Origin of the sequence: Nitrosospira multiformis (assembly GCF_900110185.1) — a bacterium.
In the GTDB taxonomy this organism is placed as follows: Bacteria; Pseudomonadota; Gammaproteobacteria; order Burkholderiales; family Nitrosomonadaceae; genus Nitrosospira; species Nitrosospira multiformis_A.
The window spans coordinates 148,982-170,224 of record NZ_FOCT01000007.1; the positions used below are offsets into that span (position 1 = coordinate 148,982).

Sequence of the window (21,243 nt, forward strand, 5' to 3'; positions counted from 1 at the left end):
AGGCGGGAGGCGAGACCGATTTTGTTGTCAAACAAGAGATTATAGCGCAGGCCATCCGCCTCTTGAACTTTTTGACCCGATTCAGCAACCCAGTTTCTGAAGTTGCTCTTTCAGTTTCCCCAATGTCGTGCCGAAATTGGCAAGGCGTTCTTTTTCCTGTTCCACCACCTTTGCCGGTGCGCGCGCCACAAAATTACTGTTGGCGAGCTTGGTTTGCGCCTTCTCCATTTCCGTCTGGACACGGTCGAGCTCTTTGGTCAGCCGCTCACGCTCCGCAGCAATATCAATATCGATTTTCAGCATCAGCCTGAATTCACCGACGATTGCCACCGGTGCTTCGGCGGGAGGCAGATCCTGTTCGATTTCGATATCCGACAATTTGGCCAGCGCCTTCAGATAGGGAGAAAAGCTGGCGAGTGTTTTTCCGTCGCCTACGGCCAGAAGCGGTACCCTCGATGCCGGGGAGAGGTTCATTTCGCCCCGTAGCGTGCGGCAGGCATTGATCATCTCCTTGAGCGCAGCGATATTCCCGATTGCGGTTTCGTCGAGTCTGGAGGGATCGGCTTGAGGGTAGGGTTGCAACATGATGCTCACCCCTTGCTTGCCAGCGAGCGGGGCAATGTTCTGCCACAATTCTTCAGTAATAAATGGAATGAGGGGGTGGGCAAGTCTTAAAGCCGTTTCCAGGACGCGAGCCAGGGTGCGGCGGGTAGTGCGCTGTACCACTTCGTTGCCGGAATTCAGTTGTACCTTGGCGAACTCCAGATACCAGTCGCAATACTCATCCCAGACGAATTCGTAGATTTCGCGGGCTGCCATGTCAAAGCGGTAATCCTGATAAGCCTGCGCGACCGCAGTTTCCGCTTGTTGCAGCCGGCTGATGATCCAGCGGTCGGCATCCGAATATTCCAGATGCATCGATTCCGCCACGCCGGTATCTTTGCCTTCGCAATTCATCAGCACGTAGCGCGCCGCATTCCAGAGCTTGTTGCAGAAATTCCGGTAGCCTTCGCAGCGCTGCATATCGAACTTGATGTCGCGGCCATGAGAGGCGAGGCTGGCAAAAGTAAAGCGCAGCGCATCAGTGCCGAACGCCGGGATTCCCTCCGGAAACTGCTTACGGGTGGTTTTTTCGATGGATTCGGCCTGCCGCGGGTTCATCAGACCGCTGGTGCGTTTGGCCATCAGATCCGGCAATGCAATGCCGTCGATAAGATCCAGTGGGTCCAGCACATTGCCTCTGGATTTGCTCATCTTATGGCCTTCCGCATCGCGGATGAGGCCGGTGATATATACCTCCCGGAAAGGCACTTTGCCGGTGAAATGCAGGGACATCATCACCATGCGCGCTACCCAGAAAAAAATGATGTCGAAGCCGGTAACCAGAACCGAGGTCGGCAGGAATGTTTCAAGCTCGGGTGTTTTTTCCGGCCAGCCCAAGGTGGAGAATGGCCACAGTGCGGATGAAAACCAGGTATCCAGCACATCCTCGTCCTGCATCAGCTTGCGCTCGCCCGCCAGCCGTTGCGCTTCCTCCAGGTTATGCGCGACAAAGATGTTATTGTCCTCGTCGTACCAAGCGGGAATCCGATGGCCCCACCATAACTGGCGGGAAATACACCAGTCCTGGATGTTTTCAAGCCACTGGTTATATACGTGCGCCCAGTTTTCCGGAATGAATTTCACTTCTCCACTTGCCACCGCCTCCAGGCCTCGCCTCGCCAGACCGTTCATGCTGACATACCATTGATCGGTCAGCATCGGTTCAACGACAGCCTGGGTGCGATCCCCGCGCGGCACCATCAGCTTGTGCGGTTTTGTTTCAACCAGCAGATTCTGTCCTTCCAGATCGGCGACAATTTTCCTGCGGGCCGCAAAACGATCCAATCCCTGATACTCGGCGGGCGCCAAGTCATTGATTTTCCCATCCAGGGTGAGAATACCGAGCGGAACGAGTTTGTGCCGTTGTCCTATCTGGTAGTCGTTGAAATCGTGCGCGGGAGTGATCTTGACGCACCCCGTGCCGAATGCCGGGTCGACATAAGTGTCTGCGATGATGGGTATGCTGCGCTCGCATAATGGCAGGCGCACGTGGCGACCGATCAGGTGCCGGTAGCGCGCATCGTCGGGATGTACGGCTACCGCCATATCGCCCAGCATGGTTTCCGGGCGGGTAGTGGCAACAATCAGTCCTTCCGGTTTTGCGCCATCCTGATTTCCTCCGGCATCCTTTTCGAAGGGATAAAGAATATGCCAGAGCGATCCTTCTTCTTCTACCGATACCACTTCGAGGTCAGAAACGGCGGTTTGCAGCACAGGGTCCCAGTTCACCAGACGTTCCCCGCGGTAGATGAGGCCTTCGCGATAAAGCCGCACGAAAACTTCAGTCACGGCCCGGGAGAGGCCTTCATCCATAGTGAAGCGTTCGCGCGACCAGTCGCAGGAAGCGCCCATACGGCGCATCTGGCGGCTGATGGTGGAACCGGATTCCTCTTTCCACTCCCACACACGTGTGAGAAACGCCTCACGTCCCAGATCGCGCCGGTCAATGTTCTGCTGATCCAGTTGGCGTTCCACCACGATCTGGGTCGCAATTCCAGCATGGTCGGTGCCCGGCTGCCATAATGTGTTATCTCCACGCATCCGGTGATAACGCGTCAGCGCATCCATCAAGGTATGTTGAAAGGCATGTCCCATGTGCAGCGTGCCCGTCACGTTGGGTGGCGGCAGCATGATGCAGTATGCAGGCGCTTGATTACCCGCAGTCCCCGCTGGTCCAGGCCTGAAATAGCCTTCGCCCTCCCAGCGCGAATACCAGCGGCGTTCGATAGCCCGGGGATCAAAGCTTTTTTCGAGTTCCATACTGTCGATCGTTTGGCGGAAAACCCGCAATTATAACGGAAGGCGCAAGGACCGGCAGCGTGGCCGTCTTCCCTTTTGACTGTATCCCCATCTTGTCGGTCAGGGGCATTCCGAGAAAGCATTGGGAATCTGTCCCGTTATCCTTATTGATCCGGGCAGCAAATACGATGAATCTCGTCATTCCGGGCCTGACCCGAAATCCAGCCAAACAATAATGGCGTGCTTTGAGGGTCACGGGATACCGGTTTCCACCAGTATGACGTTTGTATTGTCTGCTTGCCGACTCCGCAACAGCCCGTTTCGCAGGCGCCAGAGACAGGATCGAACCAGCCTGCTGCACTCTGCTGAATGCCGCTCATACCGACTCTTCAGCTTGTGCACTTTGCGGTCTTGCAATCTGCCTTAATCTCACTTAAAAATAATGAGATCGGGGAGATTCCGATCAAGGTTTCCCCGATTGGCGTGGACAGATCTGTTGATAATTTGCCAAACCCGTGTCTCAGCTTGAGTTTTTGTCATTGCTCAAGATTGCAACACTTTGCCTCGCTGGATAGACCGATCGGCTCATATACTTCTTGCCAGACAGATTTTAGGCTGAAATGTTGTAATGGAAGGTGGAGAGTCATGTGGCGCAAAGAGGGGCGCTGCCGGCGTACTTCAGCAAATGGGAGAGCCCCGCATCTCTGAAAACCATTTACTGGAGAGAGAATAATGAAAATGACCGGTAATTCCAGAATGCAGAGCTTGATCCCACCGATGGTCTTAAGTATCGGATTAGGCTTTGCTTTCCCCGCCTCTGCACAGCTACAGCGTTCATATATTCTGGACCTCAACAGCAACCGACTGATCAATCTTGCGCCGAGTGGAATGACTAGTGACGTTACTGACATCAATAATTCTGGTCAGGCGGCGGCATGGTCAAATTCACAGGCTTACATCACCGATTCCAACGGCGTTGGCAGAACCGATCTCGGGACGCTGGGTGGCGGTTTCAGCACAGCCTATAGTATTAATGATGCCGGGCAGGTGGTAGGGTACTCAGAGACAGCCACAGGTGAGCGCCACGCTTTCATTACCGGGCCTAACGGCGTGGGCATGACAGACCTAGGGACGCTGGGAGAACATGCCAGTTACGCCACTAGCATCAATAAGGCTGGCCAGGTGGCGGGGTACACCGTCAAGAAATATTGGCACGCTTTCATCACCGGTCCTAATGGCGCGGGCATGACCTATCTGAAAAGCCTACCGGATGGACTCACAACTGTCGCTCATGATATCAATGATGCCGGGCAGGTGGTAGGGTACTCAGAGACAGCTACAGGTGAGCACCACGCTTTCATCACTGGTCCCAATGGCGTCGGCATGACCGATCTCGGGACGCTGGGTGGAGATTACAGTGTCGCCTATGGCATCAACGATGCCGGGCAAGTGGTGGGGGATTCCAGCACGGCTGCGGGTTCTACGCACGCTTTCATCACCGGTCCCAATGGGGTGGGCATGACCGATCTGGGGACGCTGGGTGGTGGTTACAGTATCGCGACTGACATCAACGATACCGGACAGGTGGTGGGATGGTCCACCGTGGCTGCCGGTGAGGAGCATGCCTTTATCACCGGTCCCAATGGCGTAGGCATGATGGACCTCAATTCACTGGCGTGGTTGCCGGCCGGATATGTTATAACGGGCGCCATCAGCATCAATGACGCGGGACAGGTCATCGTTATTGCCAATATTCCCAAACCCGAAGCCTATATGCTGATGCTCGCGAGCCTGGGCCTGATCGGGTTTTTGGCATGGTGGCAGAGATCGGGAAGCAGAATCTAGTATTGACGCGCTCCCGCTGATCCCTGCCCGTTTCCCAGGTCAAACGCGACGGGCCGGGAATGAGTCTGTTCCACTATTGTTTTCGCGCGTACGAAAATTCCTTCGCTGCAGTTGAAACTCATGAAACGGTAGGCGTATTTCTCCCGAGGGATGAGCGGTGAAATTGGGGAGGCAGAAAGGGGAGTAGAGAGACCTGTGGGCAGGTCGAGCGTGCAGGCAGGGTAATAATCGGACTCGAAATAAAAGGATCGAAATCTAAAGACCGAACAGGCGCGATTTCAGGGCTTGTATCAGCGCCTTGCGTGCATCCGGATTCAAGACGATGCTGGTCTCATTCAGCGCTCCATCCAGAATTTTTTCCAGCAGCACGGTTATATCGGCGGGGGAAAGTGTCGAAGGTGCGGAATGCACGACTTCCGTGAGAGTGGGTATGTCGGCGCCGGACGGGGGCTGCCTGGTGGCGACTTCTGTGAGGGTGGGGATATCATCTACCCGTACCTGCTTCATCGCGGTTCCGGACAAACGGGGTGAGCCGGCGACCAAGTGGCTATCGCTGTCAGCCAGCGGCGTGGATGATACGTCCTGGTGCCTGCTCAGCAGTATTTCGAGCTTGTGCAGAATTTTGTCATATTCATCCTTCGAGGCTTTTTTACTGTTTGTCATTGAAATACCGGTTGATAAAGAGGTAGCGGAATTCCGCGAATTAATACCTGCTGCGTGATTTGGCGTGATTTGATGAGCGCCAGGCTATACGGAGCTCAGGCGGTGATGCCGTATTTCGTAACCACGATCCTGATAAAACCGGTAACGTTTCCTTGCCGCCTGGGTATCTTCATCCGTATTGCCCGCAATTTCAATGAGTCGCCGGAAGCGGCTGAAGAAAGGAGGGTTTTCAGGGCCCAGGTTGAGCAATACATCATCGTGCGGCGGATTCCTTCCACTATCGCTGAGTGTTACCGGTGTGAACTCAGCCAGCTTGTCGCCTGTCTGGCAGTGTGGAATAAAATCGGTTGCAGAGAAAGTCCACAGCAACTTATCGATCTGCTCGACTGTAGCCATGTCAGGGGCGTAAATCATGACTTTGAATCCTTTCCGCACTGCTGTTGCAACCAGACGGCAGGCGGTATGGAGCCGATCTCCCCCGCCCGAATAGAAGTCGATTTCCGTCATTCCTTCGATTTACGCCGGCTCTTGCGGCTGCCGGTCTCGCCGGTGTTACCGGATTGTTTGGTAATCCGGCTGATCAGAAACTGGGTGAGCAGCGGGACCGGGCGTCCGGTCGCACCTTTTTCCTTGCCGGATTTCCAGGCCGTGCCGGCTACGTCGAGGTGCGCCCAGCGATATTTTTTGGTGAACCGCGACAGGAAGCAGGCGGCGGTAATGGTTCCCGCAGCGCGGCCTCCGATATTGGCCATATCGGCGAAATTACTTTTAAGTTGCTCCTGATATTCGTCGAACAGCGGCAGACGCCAGGCGCGATCCACTGCCCGCTCCGAAGCATCCAGCAACTCCTGGGCCAGTTCGTCGTCATTGCTCAGCAGGCCCGAGGCAACGTGACCGAGCGCTATGACACAGGCGCCGGTGAGCGTAGCAATATCGATTACTGCTTCCGGTTCATAGCGTTCGGTGTAGGCCAGCGCGTCGCACAGGATCAGCCTGCCTTCGGCATCCGTATTGAGAATTTCTATGGTTTGTCCCGACATGCTCGTGACGACGTCGCCAGGTTTGGTGGCATTGCCGCCGGGCATGTTTTCGGTGGCTGGAATAATGCCGACCACATTGACTGGAAGACCCATCCTTGCAATGGCGTGAATGGTGCCCAGTACGCTGGCGGCCCCGCACATGTCGTACTTCATTTCATCCATTTCCGCCGCTGGCTTGAGGGAAATGCCGCCCGTATCGAAGGTGACGCCCTTTCCTACCAGCACAACAGGTTTTCCCTTCTTCGCCCCTCCCCAATATTCCAGGGCAATCAGCTTGGGAGGCTGGCGGCTGCCGCGCGCCACGGCCAGCAATGCGCCCATGCCAAGATCCTCCATATCCTTTTGCTCCAGCACCGTCACTTTGAGCTTGTAGGTCTTGGCCATATTCATGGCCTGCTCCGCAAGATAGGTCGGGGTGCAGATGTTAGGTGCAAGATTGCCCAGATCCTTGGCCAGACTCATACCATCGGCCACGGCCAGTCCTTGCTGCAGAGCCTCCTCGCTGGCAGCCTGTTCCTCCTCGGTGAGCGATTTGATAATACCGAGGGTAATTTTTTGTAGCTTCGGTTCGGCTTCCTCGACCTTGCTTTTCAGCCGGTCGAAGCGGTACATGCCCTCCAACCCGCCGATCGCGATTTGCAGGACTTTCCAGGAGAAATCGCGGTTTTTTACGGGTGCTTCCAGCAGAAACAGGGTGGCATCGGCGGCGCCAGTATCAGATAGTGCCTTGAATACTGCGCGTACTGCATCGCGGTATCCCTTGTCGCCGAGTTCCTGCTCCTTGCCAAGCCCCACCAGCAATACGCGCTCGCAGGCGCTATTGGGCACATTATGGAGCATCAGCGTCGAGCCCGCTTTGCCTTTCATATCCCCCCGACCCAGGATGCCGGTAATGTAGCCATTTGCAGATTTATCCAGGGCTTCGGCAGCAGGAGTTAATTTTTGTTGTTCGAAAATGCCTGCAACCACACAGGCACTACGTTGTTTTTCGGGCGTTCCGTTCTTTATATTAAATTTCACAGCATGCTCCTCGATTCAAGGCTTGCGGGCGGATTGTTCAAACCGGATAATGCTTCGATTATCGCCGGACTATTCGCATAAAGTCAAAGCAGATACGGGACCGTTTCCAAAAATCTCGCAATGGAATTCCTGTTCACTCTGTAATGCGGCTGCACAGTGAGCGGCAGTGTCGGAGTGATAGGGGAGGAATGGATGATCAGACAGAAGTCGATACGGCGGGTGAAGCCGCCAGAAGATTATCAGGCCAAGCTTGCCACACCGTTTGCCGTGCTGGGCCTTCGCACGGATGAAGACTGGCTGACCGATATAGAATACCTGCCGCCGGATACGCCCACTCTCGTTCCGCAAAATCCTCTCGCCAGGGAAGTATGTGATCAGTTGCAGGCCTACCTTGCCGATCCTGGTTTCGCGTTCGACCTGTCACTGCACATCGGCGGGACGATTCATCAGCGCCGTGTCTGGCAAGCCATCCAGGATATTCCGGCGGGTGCAACGCGCAGTTATGCGGCTATCGCGATGGAGTTGCATTCCGCCCCGCGCGCAGTGGGACAGGCGTGCGGAGCCAACCGGCTGCCCATCGTTATTCCCTGTCATCGTGTTATCGCCAAAAGCGGGGGTCTTGGAGGTTTCATGAACGCCAGCGATGGATTGCCGCTCACCATTAAGCGCTGGCTATTGCAGCATGAGGGTATCTGAGCAGAACGCGGAACTGCTCGATGAGTTCTGCGATGCACTGTGGCTGGAAGATGGGCTCTCGCGCAATACAATGGAGAGCTATCGCAGCGATCTGCAGCAGTTCGGTGACTGGTTCATCCGACAGAAACCGGGCGATAGCAGTTTCCTGATAGTCACGCATTCCGATTTGCTGGGATTCATGGCGGGCAGGTTTTCCGCTGGAATGAAGGCCAGCACCACCAGCCGCGAGCTCTCGAGCCTAAAGCGGTTTTACCGCTTTCTGTTGCGCCAGGGAAAGATCAATGCAGATCCCACCCTCAATATCGATACACCCAGGCTTCCTCGCAACTTGCCGGTGAGTTTGACCGAGGCCGACGTGGAAGCCCTGCTTGGCGCACCCGACGTGGGCCTTCCGTTGGGATTACGGGATCGTGCCATGCTCGAGGTGCTCTATGCAAGCGGCCTTCGGGTTTCAGAGCTTGTGAGCCTGGAAAGCGGACAGATCAGCCTGGACATGGGGGTGGTGCGCATCATGGGGAAGGGGGGGAAAGAGCGCCTGACACCGCTGGGAGAAGAGGCGCTGGAATGGGTGATCCGCTACATCAAGGAAATCCGTCCTGGCCTGCTGGATGGGAAATCGAGTAATGCGCTGTTCGTCACTTACCGTGGTGCAGGCATGACTCGCCAGGCTTTCTGGTATCTGATCAAACGCTATGCGCGCCAGGCCAGTATCACGAAGCCGTTGTCGCCACATGGATTGCGTCATGCCTTTGCGACTCATCTGCTCAATCATGGTGCCGATTTACGTGTGGTGCAATTGCTGCTCGGTCATGCGGATATTTCAACCACGCAGATATACACTCATGTCGCACGCGAAAGATTGAAAAAAATCCACGAAATGCATCATCCGAGAGGGTGAGGCAAAATTTTACGGGCCGGAACCCCGATCGAAGAAAATTACTTTCCCCCTCCACACGAAACAAATCCTATCGACATAGGCCCAGCTAGGCCAGATTGCCGGCAAGCGGGTAATGCTCAAGATTCAACTGCCTCTGCCGTTGAATCTGCTTATAACTCTGCTAAAGTCTAAGGAACCACTGAAGAGCGCTATCAGGCGTTCTCAAGCAATAATTCCCCCAAAATAGGAGAAGTCATGCGGAAGCAATTATCGGTTATTTCAATAACGACGGTTTTGGCATTGGGTGGTTGCGCCAGTTCACCCGAAACCCAGAGTACCAGAACGAGAGACACTGCCATAGGCGCCGGCATTGGCGCAGGTACGGGCGCATTGATTGGAGCAATTGCGGGTAAGGGGAAAGGCGCGGCAATCGGTGCAGCGGCTGGGGCTGGCCTCGGCGCCATCGCCGGAAACGTGTGGTCCCGCAGAATGGAAGAGCAGAAACGCGAAATGGAGCAGGCGACAGCGGGAACAGGGGTGGAAGTTGTGAAAACCTCTGATAATCGCCTGCGGCTGGATATCCCCAGCGATATTTCATTTGATACCGGCCGCGCCGACATCAGGCCGAACTTCAGGCCTGTCCTGGATAGCTTTGCCACCAGCCTGAACAATAATCCCGTTACGGAGGTGACTATTATCGGCCATACGGACAGCTCGGGCAGCGATGCAGTCAACAACCCCTTGTCCTTGAACCGGGCAGCCAGCACGCGGGACTATCTCGCGAGCCGCGGGGTTTCTCTGAACCGCATAAGGATCGAAGGTCGGGGTTCACGGGAGCCTATTGTTGCGAATGACACGCCGCAGAACAGAGCAAGGAATCGCCGGGTTGAAATCTACGTTGCCGAACCGCAAGAGGCTTCCCGGCAATATTAAGTCAGGATTAGTCAGGAAGCGTAAACGTTTTGCAGCGATGCGTTCTCTCGGGGAGGACGTGTGCTGCTGGGGGGCACTTCACTTATATGCCAGGAACCAGGTGTTCCCCAGCGCAGGATAGAAGGTTGTAGCATGTAATTGCCATCTTGCCATTGAGCTGCAGCATCTCATGCCCGTCATGTGTCAGCATCCGGTTCTCTGACCGGAATTCGCCAGACGAAGGCTATAAGGATGACACCCAGCAGAACTAGCATCCCCTGATGCCAGACAGAGGGCATCACCAGGATCGAGCTTCCCAGCGACAGCACCAGCAACAGATATACCCAACGCTTGACTTTGCGCGGGATGCTGCGATGCTCCATCCATTCGCGAATAATGGGACCGGTGATGCGATTAGTCAGGAGCTTGGCGTGGAAGTGCTTGGAACTGCGGGCAAAACAGGCGGCTGCCAGCAGCACAAATGGGGTTGTCGGGAGTACTGGCAGCAGGATCCCCACCACGCCGAGTATCAGGGCGACGAATCCTGCCGCGAGATAGAGGGCGCGCACAAAGCGCGAGTCATGTAGGCGTGCAGGTGGTCCTCCCTGCTCCCGGGAACATGTCTCTTTGCTGGTAAATATCTCTTCGACCTTTTCATTTAAGCGATCCTGCATGAACTCTCCTTCATACGTTTCACGCCTCGACTAAATGAGTACATGGGCAATGGGCAATGACCCAGGAATCCCTGAACGAAAGCCTGCATGACGCTACAGTCGTCCTATGGGTTGACGGTATAATAAGAGGCAGTAAGTATGAAAGGTTTTCATTTCAATTTTAGAGGTCCTCATGTCCAGGGTAAATACACTGATCAGTTTGGGAATATTCATGCTGGGTGCTTTGCTGTTGCCCCAACCCGCCATTTCGGAAACGGGGCAGACCCTTTCTGCCGTGACCCAGCCCATCAAGCAGGATACCAAAATAGGAAGTGGTGAAGAAGCGGCGGTCGGCAAGATGGTTGAAGTGCACTATACCGGCTGGCTTTACGATGCGAGCGCTCCCGACAAAAAGGGTGAGAAGTTCGACAGCTCGCGTGACCGTGGTACGCCCTTCTCGTTCCTTGTTGGCGCGGGACGGGTCATCAAAGGTTGGGACCGGGGCGTGATCGGGATGAAGGTGGGAGGCCAGCGCACGTTGATCATTCCGCCCCAATTGGCCTATGGGTCGGAAGGGCGGGGAGCTGTCCCGCCAAACGTGGGAGCTATCCCGCCAAACGCTACCCTGATTTTCGAGGTGGAGCTTTTAGGACTGCGTCAGGGTTCGACACACTGAAATCACCGATTTTCGCGCGCCGTGACTGCCTCGCCGAGGGAACGCGGAATTTTACCCGATCCAGATCAACTCATTGTTTTCCCCTCGTGCGGATAATACCTGTGCCAGATTAAAAACCCTGAAATCCACGTTGACTTATCCGCGTGAAACATTCACAATTAACGGTTTCGTTTGGAGGGGTTCCCGAGCGGTCAAAGGGATCAGACTGTAAATCTGACGGCTCTGCCTTCGAAGGTTCGAATCCTTCCCCCTCCACCAGATCAGCAGCTGATAATGCGGGCGTTGTAGATTTCTGCGTCTTGAACGCTTTGCGTGGTGAGCCTGGGTTTGGTTCTGGTGAATGGGAGCGCAGGTAGTGCGTTGGTTGTGCGGTTCGATGATTTTTTCTCCGAAGAGCTGTTGAATGCTTCGCTGGATTTTCTGGTCCTGATCGTGCCCGATGCGGGTGTAGCTCAATGGTAGAGCAGAAGCCTTCCAAGCTTACGACGAGGGTTCGATTCCCTTCACCCGCTCCAGAACTCGAAGCGGAGAAATGAGCGTTAATTAAAAACATTAAAAAATTGGCAAAATTGTTGCGGGGTATTGTTTAGGCAAGGACATGCTTGCCCATGTAGCTCAGTGGCAGAGCACTCCCTTGGTAAGGGAGAGGTCGCCAGTTCAATCCTGGCCATGGGCTCCATAGGCGTCAATTACAGAACTCAAAAAAATGCTTTAAAAGGGACATCATGGCAAAGAGCAAATTTGAGCGGACGAAGCCGCACATCAACGTAGGGACGATAGGGCACGTGGACCACGGCAAGACCACGTTGACGGCGGCGATCACGATGGTATTGGCGAAGAAGTTTGGTGGGGAAGCGAAGAGTTACGCGCAGATAGACTCGGCGCCTGAAGAGAAGGCGCGGGGCATCACGATCAACACCTCGCATGTGGAGTATGAGACGGAGAAGCGGCATTACGCGCACGTTGACTGTCCTGGTCACGCGGACTATGTGAAGAACATGATCACGGGTGCGGCGCAGATGGATGGTGCGATTCTGGTGGTATCGGCGGCGGATGGACCGATGCCGCAGACGCGGGAGCACATTCTTCTGGCGCGGCAGGTGGGGGTTCCCTACATTATCGTCTACATGAACAAGGCGGACATGGTGGACGATGCGGAGCTTCTGGAGCTGGTGGAAATGGAAGTGCGCGAACTGCTATCCAAATATAACTTTCCGGGAGATGACACCCCGATAGTGATCGGTTCTGCATTGAAGGCGCTGGAAGGCGACCAGAGCGACATAGGCGAGCCCTCCATCTACAAGCTTGCGGCAGCGCTGGACAGCTACATTCCGGAGCCTCAGCGGGCGGTGGACGGGACTTTTCTGATGCCGGTTGAAGATGTTTTTTCCATATCGGGTCGTGGCACGGTGGTGACAGGTCGCGTTGAGCGTGGCGTTATCAAGGTAGGGGAAGACATCGGGATCGTGGGATTGAAGCCCACCACCAAGACTGTGTGCACGGGCGTTGAGATGTTTCGCAAGCTTCTGGACCAGGGGCAGGCAGGAGACAACGTAGGCGTATTGCTGCGGGGCACCAAGCGCGAGGAAGTGGAGCGTGGCCAGGTGCTGTCCAAGCCTGGGACCATCACCCCGCATACCAAGTTCACAGCCGAGATTTATGTTCTGAGCAAGGAAGAGGGTGGACGTCATACCCCCTTTTTCCAGGGATACCGGCCGCAGTTTTACTTCCGCACGACGGATGTGACGGGAGCAATCGAGTTGCCTGCGGGCACGGAGATGGTGATGCCCGGGGACAATGTGTCGGTGACGGTAAACCTGATTGCGCCGATTGCGATGGAAGAAGGCCTGCGTTTTGCGATTCGTGAAGGCGGCAGGACCGTTGGCGCAGGCGTCGTGGCAAAAATTATCGAATAGCGTTTTGCCCGAGGTCGACTCCAGCGTTAAAGAGCCTTGCATTTGTATGTGTTCAGGTGAGTTCTTCATTTTTTTACCTTTGTTCAAAGTACAGGCCAGTAGCTCAATTGGCAGAGCGTCGGTCTCCAAAACCGAAGGTTGGGGGTTCGATGCCCTCCTGGCCTGCCATCAGGAAATGTCATTTCAAAATCGTCAATAACTGCATGTTTCCAGGGGAAGCAGGGCCTCGTAATACATTGTTATTCGGGTCGTGCAGTGAGGTTGCGCATGAATTTTGCTCGCGCCCCGCTTCGTCTGCTGGCAGGCATTAAAAGGCAGAGTGGGATAGGTTAGTGGATAAGATCAAGTTGGGATTCGCGCTTCTGCTGCTGATTGCGGGTATTGCCGGATTCTATTACTTGCGCGAGAGCGCAATGGTAATTCGCGTCATTTCAGTTCTCGGAGGCCTTGTTCTTGCGACCGTGGTGGTGTCGTTTACCACTCAGGGCAAGCAGTTTTACGCGTTCAGCAGGGAGTCGTGGGAAGAGACTAAGAAGGTGGTATGGCCGAACCGAAAGGAAACGGTGCAGACGACGGGTATCGTTTTTGCTTTCGTTCTGGTAATGGCCATGTTCCTGTGGATGATAGACGCGGGCCTGCTGCTGGCGGTGAAATATCTCATGGGACAGGAAGGGTGATGGAAAAGAAGTGGTATGTGGTTCATGCCTACTCCGGTTTCGAGAAGAGCGTGCAGCGTGCGCTGAAGGAGCGGATCAGTCGCGCTGGAATGCTGGACAAGTTCGGGCAGATACTCGTTCCTGTGGAAGAAGTCGTCGAGATGAAAGCAGGACAGAAAAATCTCAGCGAACGGAAATTTTTCCCGGGCTACGTACTGGTCGAGATGGAGATGACCGACGAAACATGGCACCTGGTTAAAAACACGCCGAAGGTGACGGGCTTCATTGGCGGTACAGCCATGAATCCTACGCCTATCAGCGAGAAGGAAGTGCAGAACATTCTCCATCAGATTCAGGAAGGGGTGGAAAAACCCAAGCCCAAGATTCTTTTCGAAACGGGCGAGGCGGTTCGTGTCAAGGAAGGACCATTTACGGATTTTCACGGCAACGTGGAAGACGTCAATTACGACAAAAGCAAGCTCCGGGTTTCAGTGTCCATTTTTGGACGGCCCACACCTGTCGAGCTGGATTTCAGTCAGGTCGAGAAAGCTTAGTATAGGTAAAGGTTTCCGGAAGTGCCGGAAGGCCTCGGTCACATATTGCATATCGCATATTGTTAAACGGGGAGGGTCTCAAGGACTCGTTTGAACCCGATAGGAGAGCAAATGGCAAAGAAAATAGTCGGCTATATCAAATTGCAGGTGCCGGCGGGGAAGGCAAACCCCAGCCCGCCAATAGGCCCTGCCCTGGGGCAGCGGGGACTCAACATCATGGAGTTCTGCAAGGCATTCAATGCGGCAACGCAGAAAATGGAAGTCGGACTGCCGGTTCCGGTCGTCATAACCGCTTATGCCGACAAGAGCTTCACCTTTACCATGAAGACCACACCCGCTACCGTGTTGATAAAGAAGGCAGCGGGAGTGGGCAAGGGAAGCGCGAAACCCCATACAGATAAGATAGGCCGGTTGACACGGAAGCAAATGGAAGAAATCGCCCAGATAAAAATGCCGGATCTGACTGCCGCAGACATGGACGCGGCAGTCCGTACCATTGCAGGTAGTGCTCGCAGCATGGGTATAGAAGTGGAAGGCGCATAACATGGCACGCTTATCCAAACGCCTCAAGGCGATCTCGGAAAAAGTGGATCGCACGAAATATTACCCGTTGCAGGATGCGCTCAATCTCGTCAAGGAAACAGCGATCGCGAAATTCGACGAGTCCATCGATGTGGCCGTCAATCTTGGGATAGACGCAAAAAAATCTGACCAGGCAGTGCGTGGGTCTGTGGTGTTACCTGCGGGTACGGGAAAGATCGTGCGGGTGGCCGTATTTGCGCAGGGCGACAAGGCCCGGGAAGCGACGGCAGCAGGGGCCGATATTGTCGGCTTTGAAGATCTCGCCGAGCAGATCAAGGCGGGCAATATCGAATTCGATGTAGCTATCGCCAGTCCCGATGCAATGCGTGTTGTAGGACAACTGGGGCAGATACTTGGTCCGCGTGGCTTGATGCCCAATCCCAAGGTGGGAACGGTAACGCCGGACGTGGCCGGTGCGGTAAAAAACGCGAAAGCCGGTCAAGTTCAGTATCGCGCCGACAAAGGGGGTATCGTCCAGTGCACCATCGGACGCGCCTCGTTCACGGTGGATGCCCTGACTCAGAATATGATGGCGCTGATCGACGCCCTCAATAAATCCAAGCCCGCCGCATCCAAGGGCATCTACCTAAGGAAGATATCAGTCTCGAGCACAATGGGAATAGGTGTACGCGTGGATCAGACAAGCATGCGATAGGTGCGTGTACTGGATTCCCCGTTTTAAGTATTGTAAGACTTTGGGCTGTCGGGAAGGCGCAGGGCGCTTTTTCGGCGGGTTATCAAAGACCGCTGGGGTATTGGCATGGCAGGCGAAGTGGATTCGCCCAGTTTATTGCTCAGCTTGTTGTTGAGTGAGCCATTGTCCGAGACTTAATCTGCATGGTGAAGGGCCTGTACCCGGTGTTCTGTGCCGGGCTGCATTTCCCATATTTCCCTGGCTACCCAGCGCAGATGGCGTGCCCAGAAACAGGAAAAGATTCCACTCCTGATTTAAGGTCGCCGGTTTCGCGGTGTGAGATCAGGTATGGGGGAAGGGGTCAGAATCTCGGGGCAACCCGAGGTTAAGCCTCTCAAACCAGCATACCACACTTATTGCCGCATTTTAACTGATGGAGAAGTACCTTGAGTCTAAATTTAGATGAGAAAAAAGCGGTGGTCGCTGAGGTCAGCGCGCAAGTAGCCAAAGCGCAGGCCATCATCATCGCGGAGTACCGTGGACTGGGGGTCGGCCATATGACGCAGCTGCGGGCGAAGGCGCGGCAGTCGGGGATATATTTCCGGGTGCTTAAAAATTCGCTGGCACGCAGAGCGGTTTCGGAGACCCCGTTTTCCGGATTGTCCGAGCATATGGTCGGGCCTCTCGCTTACGGCATCGGCAGCGATCCGGTTGCGGCGGCCAAGGTGCTGCACGAGTTTTCGAAGGGTAACGACAAACTAGTGATCAAGGCTGGGGCCATGGCAAACCATGTAATTTCCAGCAGTGAGATTGCCAGTTTGGCCTCTCTGCCAAGCCGCGAGGAGCTTCTTGCCAAGCTGCTGGGCACGATGCAGGCGCCTGTCGCCAATTTTGTGCGGACTCTGAATGAAGTTCCCACGCGTTTTGTTCGTGGCCTCGCTGCTGTTCGAGACCAGAAAGAAACCGCTTAACCCGGGGCCCGGCCACTTTGGGTCACTTTGGGACCGATATACCATCATAGTTATTGGATTAATTATCAGGAGAGAATCATGGCTATAGCCAAAGCAGAAATTTTGGATGCAATTGCAAATATGACTGTGCTGGAGCTTTCCCAGCTCATCAAGGAAATGGAAGAGAAATTCGGTGTTTCCGCTGCCGCGGCCGCGGTTGTGGCAGCAGCGCCGGCAGCAGGTGCTGCTGCGGCCCCCGCAGAGGAACAAACTGAATTTACCGTGATGCTGACTGCGGTGGGTGAAAGCAAGGTAAACGTGATCAAGGTGGTGCGTGCCGTTACCGGGCTTGGCTTGAAAGAAGCAAAAGATCTGGTGGACGGCGCACCCAAGCCAGTCAAGGAAGGTATTGCCAAAGCGGATGCGGAAGCCATCCAGAAGCAGCTTGCTGAAGCAGGCGCCACTGCTGAAATCAAATAAAAGAAAAACAGTAAGAAAAGCCGGCGGCATTACTCATGCCGCCGGTTCTGGCGTTTTTTGAATTTTGATGGCGTGTTTTGTGCGGCAGAACACTAAGCGCGCTGGCCAAAACAAGTACTCTGTTCTCTATTTTCTGTCAATCCATCTTCTGATCTTCCGGAGATTCCATGAGTTATTCGTTTACCGAGAAAAAACGTATTCGTAAAAGTTTCGCCAAGCGTGCAAGCGTCTTGCCGATTCCCTTTCTTCTCGCTACGCAAATCGAATCTTACGCTGCTTTCCTGCAAGCCAACCTCGACCCTGATCAACGCGCTCCGGAGGGGTTGCAAGCCGCCTTCCTGTCGATCTTTCCGATCGAGAGTCATTCCAGGAATGCACGCCTCGATTTCGTCAATTACGTACTCGGTGCGCCTCCTTTCGACGTGAAGGAGTGTCAACAACGCGGCCTTACCTATGCTTCTCCCCTGCGGGCGAAGGTGCGCTTGACCATTATGGATAAGGAGGCGTCCAAGCCGACCATCAGGGAAGTGAAGGAGCAGGAGGTTTACATGGGCGAGATTCCGCTCATGACGAATACCGGCTCGTTTGTGATTAACGGCACCGAACGCGTGATCGTGTCTCAGTTGCATCGTTCGCCTGGGGTATTTTTCGAGCACGATCGCGGTAAAACCCATTCATCCGGTAAATTGCTTTTTTCCGCACGTATCATTCCTTACCGCGGTTCCTGGCTTGATTTTGAGTTTGATCCCAAGGATTACCTCTATTTTCGGGTCGACAGGCGTCGCAAAATGCCCATTACCGTGCTGCTGAAGGCCATTGGATATACACCCGAGCAGATCCTGGAGAATTTCTTTTCTTTTGACTCTTTCCATATATCGCGGAAAAGTATTCTTTTTGAGCTGTTACCGGAACGTTTGCGGGGTGATACCGCGCGCTTCGATATCCTGTCGAAAAGCGGCAAGGTCATCGTCCAGAAGGACAAGCGCATTACTGTGAAGCATGTGCGCGAAATGCAGCAGGCCGGCATAGACAGGCTTGAGGTGCCGGAAGATTTCCTGTTGGGGCGGGTGTTGGGCCACAACGTGGTGGATAAGGAAACGGGAGAAATTCTCGCGCTTGCTAATGATGAAATTACGGAAACCTTGCTTGGCAAGCTGCGGGATGCCAATGTAGAAGAGATCCGTACGATTTATACCAATGATCTCGATCAAGGCGCATATATATCGCAAACGCTCAAGATAGACGAAACCGCGGATGAGATGGCCGCGCAGGTTGCGATCTACCGCATGATGCGCCCGGGTGAACCTCCTACCGAAGAGGCAGTCAAAGCGCTCTTCATCGGATTGTTCTATGCCCCCGAACGCTATGACCTCTCAGTGGTAGGGCGAATGAAATTCAATCGCCGGGTCGGTAAGACAGAGTTGGATGGGCCGACCACGCTATCCAATGAAGATATCATTGCAGTGATCAGGATTCTGGTGGAACTCCGTAACGGCCGTGGGGAGATTGATGATATCGATCACCTGGGTAATCGTCGCGTACGCTCCGTGGGTGAATTGGCGGAAAACCAATTTCGCTCTGGCCTGGTGAGGGTCGAAAGAGCAGTAAAAGAACGTCTGAGCCAGGCCGAATCAGAGAATCTGATGCCGCATGACCTGATCAATGCCAAGCCGGTATCTGCGGCGGTGCGTGAGTTCTTCGGTTCCAGTCAGTTATCGCAGTTCATGGACCAGACCAATCCGCTCTCTGAAATCACACACAAACGTCGTGTGTCCGCGCTTGGGCCTGGTGGTCTGACGCGCGAGAGGGCGGGGTTTGAGGTACGTGACGTACACCCGACTCACTATGGACGGGTATGTCCGATTGAAACACCAGAAGGCCCCAACATTGGTTTGATCAACTCGCTGGCGTTATATGCCCAGACCAATGAATACGGCTTTATGGAAACGCCTTATCGCAAGGTAACAGACGGTTTGGTCACTGATGAGATTCATTTTCTTTCAGCCATTGAGGAGGGGCAATATGTAATTGCCCAGGCAAACGCCGAACTGGATGGAGACGGCAGATTCACCAATGACATCGTTTCCTGCCGCCATAAGAACGAGTTTACCCTAGCGACCCCCGACCGGATTGAATACATGGACGTGGCGCCCGCGCAGATTGTCTCGGTGGCCGCATCGCTGATTCCCTTCCTGGAGCATGATGACGCCAACCGGGCATTGATGGGTTCCAACATGCAGCGGCAGGCGGTGCCTTGCCTACGCGCCGAGAAACCTCTGGTCGGAACGGGAATCGAGCGCGTCGTTGCCGTCGACTCCGGCACCGCGGTAAAAGCGGTGCGGGGCGGCGTGGTGGATTATGTTGACGCGAGCCGTATTGTGGTGCGGGTGCACGACATCGAGACGCGTGCGGGTGAAGTGGGCGTAGACATCTACAACCTCACGAAATATACGCGTTCAAACCAGAACACCAATATCAACCAGCGGCCGCTGGTGAAGGTGGGCGATGTGATCGCGCGCGGAGATGTGGTCGCGGACGGCGCTTCCACCGACAAGGGTGAGCTCGCGCTGGGACAGAACATGCTGGTCGCGTTTATGCCGTGGACCGGTTACAACTTCGAAGATTCCATTCTCATTTCCGAGCGTATTGTGGCGGATGACCGCTTTACCTCCATTCATATCGAAGAATTGTCGGTGGTAAGCCGCGATACCAAGCTTGGAACCGAAGAAATTACCGGCGATATTTCAAACCTGTCGGAGGCGCAGCTAGGCCGTCTGGATGCTTCGGGTATTGTGCACATCGGCGCCGAGGTGGAAGCCGGTGATGTGCTGGTGGGCAAAGTGACCCCCAAGGGAGAAACCCAGCTTACGCCGGAAGAAAAACTGTTGCGTGCAATTTTTGGCGAGAAAGCTTCCGATGTGAAGGATACTTCGCTGCGAGTGCCATCCGGCATCTCCGGAACGGTGATCGATGTACAAGTCTTCACCCGGGAAGGTATCGAACGGGACAAGCGTGCGCAGCAAATCATTGACGATGAGCTGAAGCGGTACAAGAAAGATCTGGCCGATCAGATGCGGATCGTGGAAGCTGACGCATTTGTCCGGATCGAGCGCCTGCTCATCGGCAAGATTTCCACAGGTGGTCCCAAGAAGCTTGCCAAAGGGACGACTATCACTAAGGAATATCTGGAAAGCATTGACCCGCACCATTGGTTCGACATACGGCTGGCGGATGAAGGGGCGAGTGTACAGCTCGAACAGATCGAAGAGGGTCTGGCGCAAAAACGCAAGGCATTCGATGAGGCCTTCGAGGAGAAGAAAAAGAAGCTCACCCAGGGCGATGAGCTGCCTCCAGGCGTGCAGAAAATGGTCAAGGTATACGTGGCGGTGAAGCGGCGTCTTCAGCCGGGAGACAAAATGGCCGGCCGTCACGGCAATAAGGGGGTCATTTCGAAGATCCTGCCGGTGGAGGATATGCCTTATATGGCCGATGGCACCCCCGTGGATGTGGTGCTGAATCCATTGGGCGTGCCGTCACGCATGAACGTGGGGCAGATCCTCGAGACGCATCTCGGCTGGGCGGCTAAAGGTCTGGGACAGAAGATCGGCGATATGCTGCGCGCAGGCAAGGAGGCCGCCGAGCTGCGAGCCTTTCTTGACAAGATATATAACACCAGTGGAAAACCGGAAGATATTACTTCCTTGACCGACGGGGAAATCGCGGATCTGGCAGGAAACCTCCAGGATGGAGTGCCCTTCGCCACACCGGTATTTGATGGCGCCACGGAGCAGGAAATCAAGGACATGCTTGAACTTGCCGGTTTACCGCGTTCGGGACAGGTGACCCTTCATGACGGTCGTACCGGGGAGGCCTTCGATCGCCCGGTTACCGTCGGTTACATGCATGTGCTGAAACTGCACCACCTGGTGGATGACAAGATGCATGCCCGTTCAACCGGTCCCTACAGTCTGGTCACTCAGCAGCCGCTCGGAGGCAAAGCCCAGTTCGGCGGCCAGCGTTTCGGAGAAATGGAGGTGTGGGCGCTCGAAGCGTACGGTTCCGCCTATACGCTGCAGGAAATGCTGACAGTCAAATCGGACGATGTGAACGGGCGCACGAAAGTATACGAGAGCATTGTGAAGGGCGACCACAAGATCGATGCGGGCATGCCGGAATCCTTCAATGTGCTGGTGAAGGAAATCCGGTCGCTGGCCATGGATATCGATCTGGAGCGGCATTAGCAATTTT

At 54.8% G+C, this 21,243-nt stretch carries 19 protein-coding genes and 4 tRNA genes; 18 read left to right on the forward strand and 5 right to left on the reverse strand.

Annotation, left to right across the window (positions count from 1 at the left end; genetic code table 11):
* Nucleotides 1–81: 81 nt before the first annotated feature.
* Nucleotides 82–2,862 carry a valine--tRNA ligase gene (locus BMY01_RS09820; protein WP_074746696.1) on the reverse strand — a complete coding sequence of 927 codons (2,781 nt, stop codon included), beginning with the start codon at nucleotides 2,860–2,862 and terminating at the stop codon, nucleotides 82–84.
* 711 nt (nucleotides 2,863–3,573) lie between these two features.
* On the opposite strand from BMY01_RS09820, the gene BMY01_RS09830 reads away from it, so the two are divergent.
* Complete coding sequence (locus tag BMY01_RS09830; protein WP_074746700.1) at nucleotides 3,574–4,686, forward strand: HAF repeat-containing protein; 1,113 nt, start codon at nucleotides 3,574–3,576, stop codon at nucleotides 4,684–4,686.
* Between the two features lie 255 nt (nucleotides 4,687–4,941).
* On the opposite strand, the gene BMY01_RS09835 is transcribed toward BMY01_RS09830, so the two are convergent.
* The 3 genes from BMY01_RS09835 to BMY01_RS09845 form a co-directional block, all read right to left on the reverse strand.
* A complete protein-coding gene (locus BMY01_RS09835) occupies nucleotides 4,942–5,349 on the reverse strand; it encodes a hypothetical protein (protein WP_074746702.1) in 408 nt (135 codons plus the stop codon).
* 84 nt (nucleotides 5,350–5,433) lie between these two features.
* Nucleotides 5,434–5,856, reverse strand: coding sequence for a DNA polymerase III subunit chi (locus tag BMY01_RS09840; protein WP_074746704.1), 423 nt, complete (start codon nucleotides 5,854–5,856; stop codon nucleotides 5,434–5,436).
* A complete protein-coding gene (locus BMY01_RS09845) occupies nucleotides 5,853–7,409 on the reverse strand; it encodes a leucyl aminopeptidase (RefSeq protein WP_074746706.1) in 1,557 nt (518 codons plus the stop codon). The genes BMY01_RS09840 and BMY01_RS09845 overlap by 4 nt, the downstream gene beginning before the upstream one ends.
* Nucleotides 7,410–7,601: 192 nt before the next feature.
* Between BMY01_RS09845 and BMY01_RS09850 the strand changes: the two genes are divergently transcribed.
* The 3 genes from BMY01_RS09850 to BMY01_RS09860 all read left to right on the forward strand — a co-directional run bounded on the left by BMY01_RS09850 (nucleotide 7,602) and on the right by BMY01_RS09860 (nucleotide 9,915).
* Entirely contained in the window at nucleotides 7,602–8,105 is a 504-nt protein-coding gene (locus BMY01_RS09850; protein ID WP_074746708.1) for a methylated-DNA--[protein]-cysteine S-methyltransferase, read from the forward strand.
* Nucleotides 8,092–9,003 (forward strand): site-specific tyrosine recombinase XerD, encoded by a 912-nt coding sequence (gene xerD, locus BMY01_RS09855; RefSeq protein WP_074746710.1) that lies wholly within the window; start codon nucleotides 8,092–8,094, stop codon nucleotides 9,001–9,003. Before BMY01_RS09850 ends, xerD begins: the two co-directional genes overlap by 14 nt.
* Nucleotides 9,004–9,237: 234 nt before the next feature.
* Nucleotides 9,238–9,915 (forward strand): YiaD family glycine zipper/OmpA-like lipoprotein, encoded by a 678-nt coding sequence (locus tag BMY01_RS09860; protein ID WP_074746712.1) that lies wholly within the window; start codon nucleotides 9,238–9,240, stop codon nucleotides 9,913–9,915.
* 176 nt (nucleotides 9,916–10,091) lie between these two features.
* On the opposite strand, the gene BMY01_RS09865 is transcribed toward BMY01_RS09860, so the two are convergent.
* Nucleotides 10,092–10,568 (reverse strand): YbaN family protein, encoded by a 477-nt coding sequence (locus BMY01_RS09865; RefSeq protein ID WP_074746715.1) that lies wholly within the window; start codon nucleotides 10,566–10,568, stop codon nucleotides 10,092–10,094.
* 172 nt (nucleotides 10,569–10,740) lie between these two features.
* Between BMY01_RS09865 and BMY01_RS09870 the strand changes: the two genes are divergently transcribed.
* The 14 genes from BMY01_RS09870 to rpoB all read left to right on the forward strand — a co-directional run bounded on the left by BMY01_RS09870 (nucleotide 10,741) and on the right by rpoB (nucleotide 21,236).
* On the forward strand, nucleotides 10,741–11,223 hold the full coding sequence (locus BMY01_RS09870; RefSeq protein ID WP_074746717.1) for an FKBP-type peptidyl-prolyl cis-trans isomerase: 483 nt from the start codon (nucleotides 10,741–10,743) through the stop codon (nucleotides 11,221–11,223).
* Nucleotides 11,224–11,396: 173 nt separating this feature from the next.
* Nucleotides 11,397–11,481, forward strand: a tRNA-Tyr gene (locus tag BMY01_RS09875).
* Between the two features lie 57 nt (nucleotides 11,482–11,538).
* Nucleotides 11,539–11,685, forward strand: coding sequence for a hypothetical protein (locus BMY01_RS17780; protein WP_175463241.1), 147 nt, complete (start codon nucleotides 11,539–11,541; stop codon nucleotides 11,683–11,685).
* Nucleotides 11,665–11,738, forward strand: a tRNA-Gly gene (locus BMY01_RS09880). The genes BMY01_RS17780 and BMY01_RS09880 overlap by 21 nt, the downstream gene beginning before the upstream one ends.
* Nucleotides 11,739–11,827: 89 nt before the next feature.
* Nucleotides 11,828–11,902 (forward strand) — tRNA-Thr (locus BMY01_RS09885).
* 46 nt (nucleotides 11,903–11,948) lie between these two features.
* Nucleotides 11,949–13,139 carry an elongation factor Tu gene (gene tuf, locus BMY01_RS09890; RefSeq protein ID WP_074746719.1) on the forward strand — a complete coding sequence of 397 codons (1,191 nt, stop codon included), beginning with the start codon at nucleotides 11,949–11,951 and terminating at the stop codon, nucleotides 13,137–13,139.
* Nucleotides 13,140–13,231: 92 nt separating this feature from the next.
* A tRNA-Trp gene (locus tag BMY01_RS09895) sits at nucleotides 13,232–13,307 on the forward strand.
* A 164-nt stretch (nucleotides 13,308–13,471) separates the two neighbouring features.
* Nucleotides 13,472–13,816, forward strand: coding sequence for a preprotein translocase subunit SecE (gene secE, locus BMY01_RS09900; RefSeq protein ID WP_074708322.1), 345 nt, complete (start codon nucleotides 13,472–13,474; stop codon nucleotides 13,814–13,816).
* Nucleotides 13,816–14,349, forward strand: coding sequence for a transcription termination/antitermination protein NusG (gene nusG, locus BMY01_RS09905; protein ID WP_074746721.1), 534 nt, complete (start codon nucleotides 13,816–13,818; stop codon nucleotides 14,347–14,349). The genes secE and nusG overlap by 1 nt, the downstream gene beginning before the upstream one ends.
* A 111-nt stretch (nucleotides 14,350–14,460) precedes the next feature.
* Entirely contained in the window at nucleotides 14,461–14,892 is a 432-nt protein-coding gene (gene rplK, locus BMY01_RS09910) for a 50S ribosomal protein L11 (protein ID WP_011380112.1), read from the forward strand.
* Nucleotide 14,893: 1 nt separating this feature from the next.
* The gene (gene rplA, locus BMY01_RS09915; RefSeq protein WP_074746723.1) at nucleotides 14,894–15,586 is read left to right on the forward strand and encodes a 50S ribosomal protein L1; all 693 of its coding nucleotides are present in this window, start codon (nucleotides 14,894–14,896) and stop codon (nucleotides 15,584–15,586) included.
* A gap of 425 nt (nucleotides 15,587–16,011) precedes the next feature.
* Nucleotides 16,012–16,536, forward strand: a complete 525-nt coding sequence (gene rplJ, locus BMY01_RS09920; RefSeq protein ID WP_074746725.1) for a 50S ribosomal protein L10 — start codon at nucleotides 16,012–16,014, stop codon at nucleotides 16,534–16,536.
* Nucleotides 16,537–16,614: 78 nt separating this feature from the next.
* Nucleotides 16,615–16,995 carry a 50S ribosomal protein L7/L12 gene (rplL, locus tag BMY01_RS09925; protein ID WP_011380115.1) on the forward strand — a complete coding sequence of 127 codons (381 nt, stop codon included), beginning with the start codon at nucleotides 16,615–16,617 and terminating at the stop codon, nucleotides 16,993–16,995.
* 167 nt (nucleotides 16,996–17,162) lie between these two features.
* Entirely contained in the window at nucleotides 17,163–21,236 is a 4,074-nt protein-coding gene (rpoB, locus tag BMY01_RS09930) for a DNA-directed RNA polymerase subunit beta (protein WP_074746727.1), read from the forward strand.
* Nucleotides 21,237–21,243: the final 7 nt, after the last annotated feature.

Coding starts and splice junctions, on each gene's coding strand:
- rpoB (WP_074746727.1), top strand. CDS start 17,163: ATGAGTTATTCGTTTACCGAGAAAAAACGTATTCGTAAAAGTTTCGCC.
- BMY01_RS09830 (WP_074746700.1), top strand. CDS start 3,574: ATGAAAATGACCGGTAATTCCAGAATGCAGAGCTTGATCCCACCGATG.
- rplK (WP_011380112.1), top strand. CDS start 14,461: ATGGCAAAGAAAATAGTCGGCTATATCAAATTGCAGGTGCCGGCGGGG.
- tuf (WP_074746719.1), top strand. CDS start 11,949: ATGGCAAAGAGCAAATTTGAGCGGACGAAGCCGCACATCAACGTAGGG.
- BMY01_RS09860 (WP_074746712.1), top strand. CDS start 9,238: ATGCGGAAGCAATTATCGGTTATTTCAATAACGACGGTTTTGGCATTG.
- rplL (WP_011380115.1), top strand. CDS start 16,615: ATGGCTATAGCCAAAGCAGAAATTTTGGATGCAATTGCAAATATGACT.
- BMY01_RS09820 (WP_074746696.1), bottom strand. CDS start 2,862: ATGGAACTCGAAAAAAGCTTTGATCCCCGGGCTATCGAACGCCGCTGG.
- BMY01_RS09840 (WP_074746704.1), bottom strand. CDS start 5,856: ATGACGGAAATCGACTTCTATTCGGGCGGGGGAGATCGGCTCCATACC.
- BMY01_RS09865 (WP_074746715.1), bottom strand. CDS start 10,568: ATGCAGGATCGCTTAAATGAAAAGGTCGAAGAGATATTTACCAGCAAA.
- rplA (WP_074746723.1), top strand. CDS start 14,894: ATGGCACGCTTATCCAAACGCCTCAAGGCGATCTCGGAAAAAGTGGAT.
- BMY01_RS09835 (WP_074746702.1), bottom strand. CDS start 5,349: ATGACAAACAGTAAAAAAGCCTCGAAGGATGAATATGACAAAATTCTG.
- BMY01_RS09870 (WP_074746717.1), top strand. CDS start 10,741: ATGTCCAGGGTAAATACACTGATCAGTTTGGGAATATTCATGCTGGGT.
- BMY01_RS09850 (WP_074746708.1), top strand. CDS start 7,602: ATGATCAGACAGAAGTCGATACGGCGGGTGAAGCCGCCAGAAGATTAT.
- nusG (WP_074746721.1), top strand. CDS start 13,816: ATGGAAAAGAAGTGGTATGTGGTTCATGCCTACTCCGGTTTCGAGAAG.
- xerD (WP_074746710.1), top strand. CDS start 8,092: ATGAGGGTATCTGAGCAGAACGCGGAACTGCTCGATGAGTTCTGCGAT.